This is a genomic window from Aquimarina macrocephali JAMB N27 (genome assembly GCF_000520995.1).
GTDB lineage: Bacteria > Bacteroidota > Bacteroidia > Flavobacteriales > Flavobacteriaceae > Aquimarina > Aquimarina macrocephali.
This window is the reverse complement of record NZ_JACA01000015.1, coordinates 33,658-45,612: the sequence shown is the minus strand read 5'-3', so window position 1 is coordinate 45,612 and position 11,955 is coordinate 33,658. Positions and strand designations below refer to the sequence as shown.

Genomic DNA, 11,955 nt, shown 5'->3' with positions numbered 1-11,955 from the left:
ATTATTAAAAATTTATTTTATCTATTGTGTTTGAAATAAAAAAAGGAATAGCACAGATGAAATGCTATTCCTTTTTAGATATACCTGTTAGTCAGGTTTTGATTGATGAATATGGGGTTATAAATTACATTCTGATTTCTAGTTCCAGATTTTCTGAGTTTACTTCGAATTTGGCTTCATCCCATAATGGAGGACCGTAACTCATATTGTTATTAGATACACCATAATCTTCTTTTGGCATTCCGCTAGGTTCAAAATCCATTCGATTATTTCCATTCACATCATGAAAACAACTAATAGCGAATACTCCTTCGGGAACATTAGAAAAAGTAATTTTTGCTACACCATCTACAATTGTACTTTTTTCGCCTTTGATTGGGGCAGCTTTCATAAAAGTATTTTCATTATAAAGCCCAAAAATAACTTCTCCTTCAGAACTTGTTATATTGGGAACGGTTACTGTAATGGTTACTCCTTTAGTTTTTTCTTGAGCTTGAAGAAGAAAGTTAGAAACTAAAAGCGCGGCTAGTAAAGCTAGAGTTTTCATAAGATAAAGTTTTATAGTTATTTGTTTTTTGATGAACCAAAAGTCTATAAATCTTTATTTGAGAACAATAAGAAACTCCCCAGTTGTCATTTTTGTAGGATGAAATGTATTTTTGAAATGATTGTAGAATAGGAGATTAGAAATTATACCCTATCTAGTCTGAAGATGATAGTCTGAAATTTGAAATTTTCGAATAGATTTTTTCACTTATCAAATAGTTTGTATTGCCCTTTTAGTCTTATCGTTACGACAATATCTTCTTTGTTGTTATTTCTAAAATACCAACCGTGTTTCCCTTCAAAAGGAGCTGTAAATGTTCCTGCCATATTGTTAGAATATGCTAAAGTATAACTCTCATAAAATACATTTTCCGGAGGTTTTTCTTGTCTCACTTCTCCATGAAAATCAATATAAACAATAGCATCATTAGCAGTACTCCACTCATACTTTATACTCCCATATTTTAATGCTTTAAACTTGTATTCTATACCTTTTCCAGCAGGGACAGTCACATTAATAGTATCATTTTGCTCTGCAAATTGTTCTGATGGTGGTGGATTGTTTGCTTCTTTGGGTTTAGGTACACTTACCGGAGAACCTAATTTTTCTAATTTCAGTTTCTCGAAATTTAATTGAGATACTGGTTCTGTATCGACTGTTTTTATTTTTTCAGTATCATTTACATATAATCTGCTAAAACCAAAAAGCTTTCCTGTACCTAGTGGGTCTATATTGTATTCTGCAGGCAAAACTGCAGTTATAAGCACAACAAAACCAATAAATAAGGCTATAAAAATTGATTTTATAAGTTGTTTTTTATTCATTATGTGGGTATTGCTTGTTGTCATAATTTAGAGTTACGTCATGAAATATCCTGTCATTTGAAATCCAAACAACAAAAAGCCTGCAGCCATAAGAATTATATTGGTAAGGTTAGAGAATTTAACGTAACTGTTATACCTTCTCCAAACCCCTAAAAGTATAAGAACTAATCCTAAGGCTAAAAACTGTCCTATTTCTACACCTATATTAAAACCGATTAGATTTACAAAAAGGCCTTCTCTATCAAAATTGAATTCTTGTAATTTGGTCGCTAATCCAAAACCATGAAACAACCCAAAAATTAATACCGCTATTTTGGTATTGGGTTGTTTCTTAAAAAATTGCTTAAATCCTCCCAGGTTATCAAATCCTTTATATACAATCGATAATGCGATAATGGCGTCTATTAAAAATGCGTTTACATTAATATCTGCCATTACACCAAGTAATAAGGTAAGACTATGACCGATTGTAAAAAAACTTACATATAATAATATTTCTTTTGTTCTGTATAAAAAGAAAATGACCCCTACCAGAAAAAGTAGATGGTCATATCCTGTTATCATATGTTTTGCTCCGATGTATAGAAACGGACCAAAAGCGATTCCTTTATTTCCTAATAAAAAAGACTGTGTTTCATCATCAACACCATGCGTAGCGTTTGCTGTTATTGAAATCAGTACAAAGGCGAGAAATATAAAGAATGTTTTGGTGTTTTTTAACATTTTTGCAATATAGATTAATGTGCGTGTCCGTGTTCTTTTACTTGTTGGATGCTATCTAATCTTGCTTTTTCAGCTTCATCAATCTCTGTTGTTGATTCTTGAGTAGCTTCTACTTTAGCAGGATCTGTGTTTTCTTCTTTTTTTTCTTTTTTCTCTGTACAGGCTCCCAAAACCCCTAAAGCTAAAACAGCTATAATCATTGATTTTTTAATTGTCATGTTTGTGTTTTTTAATAAGTTAATGCTAATAAATCTCTTTTAAATTTTGAAGTCAATACTAATTAATTTTTCAATCAAAATGTATTTTCTTCTTAATCTTTAAACAAAAATTCATCATTTTTAGTATGTGTGATTTAACAAGTAAAATAGTTTTGTTTACATGGTAAATATAGTTTTTTTTCTAAGATTGCCACAAAGAATGTATATCTCTTAGTGGTATGAATATTCTATAAAAATAGAAAACAAAAAATAGTGATTTTATCGAAGCAAGAGTTGTAAACAAGCTTTACTTATAATAATCCTCGAGCTTTGATCTCCAGATATTTATTAATAGTATTAACAGTAAGATTTTCTGGAGTAGTTAAGACGGTTTGTATTCCATGTTTTTGTAGCTCTTTTACCATTACTTTTTTATCATATGCAAATTGTTGTGCAATAGTTTGATCATAAATAGTTTGTAGATCTTCTGCATTTTGTTGGATAAGATGATCAAGTTCTGTATTCTGAAAGAAGATGACTACCAGCAAATGTTTTTTTGCTAATGCCTGTAAATATGGAAGTTGTCTTTTTAAAGATGATATGTGTTCAAAATTAGTATATAACAAGAGTAAACTTCTATGGTTAATTTGTCGTTTAACATGAGTATATAATAACCCATAATCAGAATCAAGAAACTGGGTTTTGACATTATAAAGTGTTTCAGAAATATTGTTAATGTATGTTTTCTTTCCGCTAGACGGCAAAAAATCATTTACTGTATTAGAAAAAGATAACATTCCTACTTTATCATGTTTTTTTAAGGCGATATTAGAAAAAGCCAGCGTACTGTTAACAGCATAATCCAGAAGACTCAATCCTCTAAAAGGCATTTTCATAACACGACTAGCATCGATTATAGAATATATAGGCTGAGATTTTTCATCCTGAAATTGATTGATCATCAAATTGCCATGTTTTGCAGAAGCTTTCCAGTTAATGGTACGAACATCATCACCGGTTACATATTCTTTAATTTGCTCAAACTCCATAGTATGCCCAATACGTCGTATTTTTTTAAGTCCTATTTGGGTTAACTTATTATCAATAGCCAAAAAATCATACTTTTTCATTTGGATAAAAGAAGGATATACTTTTACCATTGCAGCTTTATCAAAACTATAACGACGTTTTGCAAGGCCTATTCTGGTCATGGCGTACACATATAAGTTTCCAAAGACATACTCTCCTCGTTTTACAGGGCGTAATGAGTATTCAAAATCTAAAATAGACTTAGGAGAAATACTTCCTTTTTTGAGAAAATCACGTTTTTGAAATTGCACTGGGATCTCATCAATAATCTCTACATTAGTAGTGAACTTGTAATTACTTCTTATTCTTACCGGAACCGCATTAAAATCACTATTCGAAAATTTATCTGGTAAAATTCTATTGGCATGAACTCCATTTTGAGTATTATATAAAGCCACAATATCAAACAGAAAAACAATCATTAATCCCCATACCAATAACCAGACAATAGGGTAGATTGGAGTAAACCAGTATGATAATAAAAACAATACTGATATTAGAGTGAGTATATAAAATACTCTGGAACTTAGATATAGTGATTTTAAAAATTGGATCAAAACTAGCGGGGTATTTCTACAGATTGCAATATCATTTCAATAACATTTTCTGTTGTCATTCCTTCCATTTCACGTTCTGGTGATAAGATTAAACGATGGCGTAATACAGGGAAAAGCGATTTTTTTATATCCTCTGGTGTTACAAAATCTCTCCCGTTAATTGCAGCAAAAGCTTTTGAAGCATTCATAACAGCAATTGATGCACGCGGAGAACCTCCTAAATATAAGTGAGGATGTGTTCTGGTTTTGGTTACAATCTCTGCAATATATCCCAGAATTTTCTCTTCAATGATTACATCTTGTGTTTTTGCTTTAAATTCTAGTAATTGTTTTGGAGTAATTACAGGATCAACCATTTCTAAAGGCTTTGCTGTTTTTCTAACATGATGGGTCTTTAGGATATTTACCTCGTCTTCAAAAGTAGGGTAATCTACCTTGATTTTAAATAAAAACCGATCCAGTTGTGCTTCTGGTAAAGCATAAGTCCCTTCTTGTTCTACAGGATTTTGAGTTGCCAATACCATAAAAGGAGGATCCATAGGATATCGAATGCCATCTATAGTTACTTGCTTTTCTTCCATCACTTCAAACAGGGCTGCTTGAGTTTTGGCTGGAGCACGGTTAATCTCATCGATGAGAACCATATTAGAAAAAATAGGACCTTTTTTAAATTCAAAATCACTGGTTTTCATATTAAGTACAGAAGTCCCTAATACATCACTAGGCATAAGATCAGGAGTAAATTGGATTCGGTTAAAATCAGTCTTTAACGTTTTTGCAAATAATTTGGCAGTTACCGTTTTTGCGATCCCAGGTACTCCTTCGATTAAAACATGACCGTTAGATAACAAGGAAACAATTAATAGCTCGATAAAATCCTGCTGTCCCACGATTACTTTTGCCAATTCTGCCTTTAGTTTTTCTACAGATTGTTGTAATTCACTAAGATCAATCCTGTTCTGAAAACTCAGATTTTGCTCTTGAGATTCTGTTTCGGGAGATTGCTCTGGATTTATATTGTTTTTAATTTCTTCGTTTTCCATTTATACTTCGTTTAAATGATATATCGTTTTTAAGATCGAGTTTTGAATATGTTGATTAATTGATAAAGTTTTAATAAATCTTCTTTTTCAACTTTTACTTTTTTATTGAGTTCATCAAAATATTTAAATATTATTTTGGTATCTTCTATACTATTGTTGCTTCTGGCTGCAATATCGACTATTGTTTTTTCATTTAGTTCATTTGTAGGAATTCTAAGCACGTTACGAACATAATCCAAAAATAACAGGTTTTGCTTAGTTGCTATTTCTTTATGTTTTCCTTTTTCAAAATACATTCCGCTAATGGTCTTTGTAAAAGATAAAGTCTGATTTTTTAAAGGCTCTATAATCGGAATACTACGTTGTTTTCGTTTTCCTTCAAAAATTACAAAAAGCACTACTCCAATAAGAACAAAGTAGTACGCCCATTTGAGATAGCGATTATTTAAAAGTAAGAAAAGGGGAGAGGTATAAAATGTCTTTCCCGATTTATAATAATTATCCCATAGTATTTTTTGATTGGGATTTATATATGCCAAAAGGTTTTGAGTATATTGATAATTCGTGTCTTTTAGCATAAAATAATTTCCAAAAGCTTCGGGAAAGGTGTGTAATAGGATTTTTCCATTACCAAAAGATTGTTGTATATAGTTTACTTTTGGATCTTTGATTTTTAATGTATCGTTATATAATTGTGAAACTCCTAAAATAGTAGCATTTATAGTATCTAATTCACTAAAATATGGATTGTAAATATCTTGATTATATAAAAAAGGAGACTGTGCTTTAAGTTCTTTATTAACCAACTCAACAAGTGGTTTGGTAGATATTTTGTCAATAGATATAAGATTATCTGTCTCAATATTAAGAGTGTCTAATAATCGATTTTCTATAGTTTTTGCTGAAACAAATAAAGTATTCCCTCTTTCGACCCATTTTAATATTGTATGTAGCTCATTTTTATCAAAACTTATTGATCCATTAATAAAAAAATATGTTCCTGATACACTATCATTATCCTTGAGAAATTCATAAGGCGGTTGGTTTATATCCTGTAACCCTTGAGTATCAAAAGACTCTTTTATTAAATTGTAGGATACGAAAGAACCCAAGGGAATTTTATCTGTTTTGGCATAACTCGGATACCAGTTTACAGGTTCGGGCTCACTAGCTTCTATGTAGGTGAGTAAACCAATGGCTCCTATAATAATGATGATTAATATTTTAGAACTTTTAGTCATCACATTAACGTTGGATAAGATGGGTTATAGAAGTAAACTCTTTTTCAGCTTTCAGGTATAACTTTTCATTAACCTCAAAGCTTCCGTACCAGATAAAATCATATAACTTGGTGATGGATTTAAATTGATGTTGTACCGAATCATCTGTTAATTCTTTTATATAATCGGTATTTGTTTTTTGAGCTTCCCATTGAATGAGTTCTACATCAGATAATTTTTTTAATACAAACAAGTAATAATACCGAATTGCTAATCTATAATTTTTATGCTCTAAGGCCTGATTAATGAGCTGTTGGATATCCTGATTTTGAATAATATCTTCGTCTTCTGTAAGCTCTACCTGTGGAGCAAGTTGCTTTTCAAGAAGCATATCTGCAGGATTTACCCTCATAAATAACCAACCTAATAGAAATAATACACCTATAACTAAGAGATAGGGTAATAACCTAAAAACTACAGCCCAGAATCCGGTTACTTCTTCTGTACCGAATAACCACGAGATAAATTGATGCCAGAGTTGAGTCACCCAATTTTTAAATTGTGTCCACCAGTTATCAGGTTCCTGATATTCGGTATAATCAAAATCGTCTTGTGTTTTGAATTCTTCTATTTTTTGATCATCAAACTGAGGTGCTTTTTGCTTAGAATCGAGATCATAAACTAACTCCCGGGGGGCAGATATAGCAGTACTATCCTGAACCCTTGCTGATAAGAAGAGTGGCACAAAAAATAAGACGTAGTAAAGAATTTTCAATTTATTCTGATTTACCTAAAGAGTCAATTTGTTCTAAAGCGCCTGTAGCGTGTTTTCTTTCATTCAAATTATAATATATAAATGCAGTAGAAATTGCGGTGATAATATATAATATATATTGAACTGCCGATGATAGCGTATTTAAGACTATAAAAACCCAATCAACCATAGTAGATGGATCGGCCAAAGACCCTTCTGAAGCTGCAGTAAACGTTTTTGTAAAAGTATAGACTACTGCCGGAATAGAAAATACCATACTTATAATCCCTATAATTATTGCAATAACAAAAAGTGTAGCAAAGGTAATCCACCATTCGTTTTTCACAAGTAAGAAACTATCATTTATAGCATCAGAAATACTGGTGTTACGAAATACCAGAATTGAAAAAACCAAACTCATAGGGACATATAAATAGATACCTGGAATTGCACAAAGCATGAAACCAAAAAAAGTAATCAATCCCGAAAGTATTCCTAATCCGATAATATTTCCGAAATCTTTTTTTACTCCCTGTACTACAACTCCCTCGTCAACACTACCTTTGTTATCTATATAGTTTTTAATATAATGTAAAACGGTTCCGAAAAGTAATGCATAAAATACGAGTAATGTTGCCAGCATTGCAAAAAGAGCAATAATAAGCACTCCCGAATTTAGCATCCCTCCATTTCGGATACTCACCGGATCAAAAATATTAGCAGAAGAATAAGTATAATACCCAGAAGCAAGTAAAAGTAATACAAAAGCGATACCTGATGTTTTTAATAAAACAGATATCAATGATTTACCATTTTCTCTTATAAAAGCAAAAGTATCTGTTAGGATATCTCCTAACTCTCTTTTTTTCTTAAACTCTATGTAATTATTATTCATTTTTTTGTCTGTTGTAAAGTTGTCTGGGGTAAATTACGTAATAAAATAAGATTAGAGCTAGCGACCCACATATGATTACAATGGCTAGCCAATCCGGCATTTCTGTATGTCTGGTCACAAAACCTTCTAAAAACCCTGCTACTATAAAAAAAGGAATCGTGCTAATCACAATTTTTAACCCTGCTTTAATTCCTCTAATAAAAGAAGTAAGTCGAGTATATGTTTTTGGAAATAAAATAGAATTTCCTACAACCAGGCCTGCACATCCTGCAATAATAATTACAGAGATTTCAATAGTACCATGAATCCATATCGTGCGAGCACTTTCCCAAAGTAATCCTTTCTCGTAGAAGAAATACTGAAAAGAACCTAGCATTATAAAATTTTGCATGAGCATATATATGGTTCCTATCCCGAACATTACTCCTAGAATAAAGCAATTAAGAGCTACTTTGATATTGTTTAAAGTAATTCCCAAAAACATATTGGTTTCTCCCATTTGTTTATATACTGCCATGGGATCTTCATTAGCAATATTTTCTAAGGTCATATTTACATATGCATCACCTAATATAGATCTTACAAAAGCTCCGTCTGTCGCAGAAGAGTACGCTCCGATAGCTGTAAATAAAGCAGAAATGAGGAATGCGATTAGTAAGTGTTTTTGATATTGATAGAACTCTAAAGGAAATTCTTTAACCCAAAAAGAATACAATCGGTTTTTTTTCTCTTTTTTTGTTTTATAGATTTTTTGATGGGCACTGGATGCTAAGCCATTTAAATAGTTAAGAGTTTGACTATCAGGGTAAAATGTCTGAGCATAACTAAGATGATCAGTTATTTCTATATACAAATTAGAAAGCTCATCTGGAGTTATTTGAGTATTATTAACCAGAACACTTTCAAATTTTAACCATTTATCTTTATTTTGCTTCACAAAAGCCGCCTCACGCATGTATCGAAGATTAAGAGGCTCAAAGAAACATAATTAATGGATAATTTTCAAATAGAAACTGCTCAAAATGTTAGTATACAGCAAAATGCTGCTGGGATAGGAGAGCGTATTCTAGCGTATCTTATTGATCTTTTGATTATCATAGCTTATTTTATCATAGCTATATTTATGATTGGGGCATTAAGTCTTGATTATGGAGACGAGTGGGCTTTTTGGTTAATTTTAAGTTTACCTCCATTCTTATATTTTATATTATGGGAAACATTTTGGGATGGTAAAACTCCTGGTAAAGCAACGATGAAGATAAAAGTGGCTCGCATGGATGGTGCAAGACCAGCTTTTTCGAATTACCTGGTGCGATGGCTGCTTCGCTTATTAGATATTACTTTGGCATTTGGTGGTGTTGCGGTTATTTCTATTTTGTTAAACGGCAAAGGACAACGTCTTGGAGATATGGCAGCAGGTACTACTGTGATTAGTGAGCGGCAACGTGTACGATTTAATCAGACCATATTAGTCGATATTCCCGAAGATTATGTAGCCATGTATCCTCAGGTTACTGTTTTTAGTGATGCAGAGATTCGTAAAATAAAAACTATTTATACAGAAGCCAGGCGAGATGCAGATCATAATATTATTCTGGAACTTTCGAAAAAAGTAAGTGCTTTAATGGATGTTACTCCACAAGAAAAACCATTACAGTTTGTAGATCGAGTAATAGCCGATTACAATTATTATACGCAGAAACTATAATTAATATTACTTATGATTGGTTGGTCTTCTACAGGCTAATACTAACAATTGAACTTAGGTTTGTCTTTTTAGTCTTTTTTACCATTAAAGCACTTTAATTATCATGTTTAATATTTCAATAATTGATGTTATACAATTGAAAAAGAGGTGTTTTTATCTTTTTTTAAATTTATATTCATCTTGTTGTCAGTAGGTTGTGGTGATTCGTAAATGTTTTACGGTATAACCGTATGCGTTGCGTCGAGAAAAAATGGTAGTATTGTATTACAGTTCGATTTACTCCACTATCCTACCTAGAAATCGGATTTTCATATTTGTTTTATTGATCAATTTCAAGAATGAAGGTGTGTAGTATGTATCTAATCATATTTTCTTGTATCAAGAAAAATGTAATTGATATAGTACAGAAATATACGGCTGATTTTTGAATTGAATATAAAAAAGAAAACCGTTTCTGTAATCAGAATTAAATATTAAATACAAATCATTAATTTTTTAAAATCAAATTAGATATGAAAAAAATCGTTTTAACTTTAGGAATATTTTTAAGCGCATATGCGACGTATGCAATAGGTAATAATAGTAATGAATTAGAAATTGAAAGTAATAATTCAATACGAATTGTTGAGGAGGATGATAATTGTTATAGAATAGTGGATCATTATGATCACGCTGGAAATTGGATAGGTGTTTCTGTATATCCATGTTAGTCAATTTAAATAAATAATTAAATTTTTATGGAAACGGTTTTAATATAAATAATCTTATATAGTAGAAATGAAAAACCTAATATTTATAATAGCTTTTTTAATCTTTAATTATACAGTTAACTCGCAAAAAGAAACTATTGGTATTGTAAAATATCAAAATATAATCCATAATGAAAATGGAGTTTCTTTTGCGGTTCCTTATAAGTTGTACTTTAACAGTGTTATTTCTTCGTATAGAGAAGAAGGAGTAGCAAAGAGAGTAAATCATGAAAAAACAATAGAAGAAGAAAGAGAAGAGGGAGGGGTTGCTTCTGAACATAAAGTAATGAAGAATAGTTTGCCACGGGCATATTACTACACAAATAACAAAACCAATGAATTAATTTTTAGAGAATCAATAGTTGGTAAACTTTATGTTGTTAAAGATAGTATTGAATCTATTCCCTGGCAGTTACATGCTGAACATAAAAAAATAGGGGTGTACCCTTGTCAAAAAGCTACAGCAAAATATAGAGGAAGAGAATATACAGCATGGTTTACATCAGAAATTCCTATATCGCATGGCCCATGGAAGTTGAGGGGATTACCAGGTCTGATTCTGGAAGTTACAGAAGAAACTGGTAAATTTGAGTTTAGAGCAATTAAAATAAACCTACAACCAGATAAGAATGAAGTTCAAGATAAATTAGACAAGCCAAGTATAGACAAAATCACAGATATGACAACCTATATAAAAGCACTTAAAAATAAATTTGAAGAAACATTGGCAAACCTTAGGGCTTCTTTACCCAGAGGAGCAAAGCTAATGACAGACTGTGATGTTTGTCCCGATCCAAAAAACAATAGTTTAGAGCGATTTGATTAATTATGAAATGAAAAAGTTATTATACTTAATACTACTATTTGTAATTAATTGGACAATTACTGCTCAAGATCAGTTTACTGGCATTGTACAGTATGATTTTATAATCAATAATCCAAATGGTGTTTCTTTTGCTAATCCATATTTGCTTTATTTTAATAATCAAGTGTCTTTTTATATAGAAAACGGAGATGCAAAACGAATAGACAATAGTATTGATCAAGATATGATGGAAATAACGGGTAATATAGTTGAAGAAAAGATTATGAAAAGTACTTTGTCTAAAGATTATGTGTATACGAATGTAGATAAGGGTGAATTAATTTTTCAAGAAGAAATAAACCAAAAAGTTTTTGTAGTAAACGATAGTACTGCCAATATTAAATGGAAATTATCTACAAAAAATAAGAAAATTGGAAAGTATACCTGCCAAAAAGCAGATGGATTGTATAGAGGCAGAACATATACGGTATGGTTTACAACAGAAATACCGGTATCCCATGGCCCATGGAAATTAAGAGGATTACCAGGTTTAATTCTAAAAGTAACCGAGGAAACAGGGAAATATGAATTTCAAGCTTCAAAAGTAGATTTGAGCCCAGAAACAAAAGTAGTTAATAAGAGGTTAAAAAAGCCGGAGATTGAAAAACCCTCTAGTATGGAAAAATATATCAAGGCAATTAAAAACAAACAAAAAGATTTTGAAGCAATGCTAATGGCAACATCATCTGATAGAAATATGAAATTTAAAAGAAATTGTGATGAATGCCCCAAAGCAGAAGATCTTAGTTTAGAGATTTTTAAATAAAAAAATAATTTTTTTAAA

Annotated in this window: 14 protein-coding genes; 4 read left to right on the top strand and 10 right to left on the bottom strand. The window is 31.2% G+C overall.

Translation table 11 applies throughout. The features are described from left to right. Positions 1-124: 124 nt before the first annotated feature. The 10 genes from Z054_RS0111770 to Z054_RS28370 all read right to left on the bottom strand — a co-directional run bounded on the left by Z054_RS0111770 (position 125) and on the right by Z054_RS28370 (position 8,804). Positions 125-547: a DUF2141 domain-containing protein gene (locus Z054_RS0111770; protein ID WP_024770267.1), complete on the bottom strand. Its 423-nt coding sequence runs from the start codon at positions 545-547 to the stop codon at positions 125-127. 203 nt (positions 548-750) lie between these two features. Then, positions 751-1,371, bottom strand: a complete 621-nt coding sequence (locus tag Z054_RS0111765; RefSeq protein WP_241461410.1) for a hypothetical protein — start codon at positions 1,369-1,371, stop codon at positions 751-753. 33 nt (positions 1,372-1,404) lie between these two features. Next, positions 1,405-2,094, bottom strand: coding sequence for a HupE/UreJ family protein (locus Z054_RS0111760; protein WP_051473727.1), 690 nt, complete (start codon positions 2,092-2,094; stop codon positions 1,405-1,407). A 14-nt stretch (positions 2,095-2,108) separates the two neighbouring features. Beyond that, the gene (locus Z054_RS0111755; RefSeq protein WP_024770264.1) at positions 2,109-2,312 is read right to left on the bottom strand and encodes a hypothetical protein; all 204 of its coding nucleotides are present in this window, start codon (positions 2,310-2,312) and stop codon (positions 2,109-2,111) included. 290 nt (positions 2,313-2,602) lie between these two features. Beyond that, on the bottom strand, positions 2,603-3,934 hold the full coding sequence (locus Z054_RS0111750; RefSeq protein ID WP_024770263.1) for a DUF58 domain-containing protein: 1,332 nt from the start codon (positions 3,932-3,934) through the stop codon (positions 2,603-2,605). A gap of 5 nt (positions 3,935-3,939) precedes the next feature. Beyond that, on the bottom strand, positions 3,940-4,980 hold the full coding sequence (locus Z054_RS0111745; protein ID WP_024770262.1) for an AAA family ATPase: 1,041 nt from the start codon (positions 4,978-4,980) through the stop codon (positions 3,940-3,942). A gap of 29 nt (positions 4,981-5,009) precedes the next feature. Beyond that, a complete protein-coding gene (locus Z054_RS0111740; RefSeq protein WP_024770261.1) occupies positions 5,010-6,221 on the bottom strand; it encodes a DUF4350 domain-containing protein in 1,212 nt (403 codons plus the stop codon). A gap of 4 nt (positions 6,222-6,225) precedes the next feature. Next, positions 6,226-6,975: a hypothetical protein gene (locus Z054_RS0111735; RefSeq protein ID WP_035091604.1), complete on the bottom strand. Its 750-nt coding sequence runs from the start codon at positions 6,973-6,975 to the stop codon at positions 6,226-6,228. Position 6,976: 1 nt separating this feature from the next. Further along, positions 6,977-7,849: a hypothetical protein gene (locus Z054_RS0111730; RefSeq protein WP_024770259.1), complete on the bottom strand. Its 873-nt coding sequence runs from the start codon at positions 7,847-7,849 to the stop codon at positions 6,977-6,979. Beyond that, positions 7,842-8,804, bottom strand: coding sequence for a stage II sporulation protein M (locus Z054_RS28370; RefSeq protein ID WP_035091601.1), 963 nt, complete (start codon positions 8,802-8,804; stop codon positions 7,842-7,844). The genes Z054_RS0111730 and Z054_RS28370 overlap by 8 nt, the downstream gene beginning before the upstream one ends. A gap of 36 nt (positions 8,805-8,840) precedes the next feature. Here Z054_RS28370 and Z054_RS0111720 point away from each other — a divergent pair, with 36 nt between their 5' ends. From Z054_RS0111720 to Z054_RS30165, 4 genes are all read left to right on the top strand, one after another. Continuing rightward, a complete protein-coding gene (locus Z054_RS0111720) occupies positions 8,841-9,557 on the top strand; it encodes an RDD family protein (RefSeq protein WP_024770258.1) in 717 nt (238 codons plus the stop codon). 512 nt (positions 9,558-10,069) lie between these two features. After that, on the top strand, positions 10,070-10,267 hold the full coding sequence (locus Z054_RS0111715) for a hypothetical protein (protein ID WP_024770257.1): 198 nt from the start codon (positions 10,070-10,072) through the stop codon (positions 10,265-10,267). Between the two features lie 67 nt (positions 10,268-10,334). After that, positions 10,335-11,132, top strand: coding sequence for a GLPGLI family protein (locus tag Z054_RS30170; RefSeq protein WP_024770256.1), 798 nt, complete (start codon positions 10,335-10,337; stop codon positions 11,130-11,132). Between the two features lie 7 nt (positions 11,133-11,139). Continuing rightward, on the top strand, positions 11,140-11,937 hold the full coding sequence (locus Z054_RS30165; RefSeq protein WP_051473726.1) for a GLPGLI family protein: 798 nt from the start codon (positions 11,140-11,142) through the stop codon (positions 11,935-11,937). The last annotated feature ends 18 nt before the right edge of the window (positions 11,938-11,955 follow it).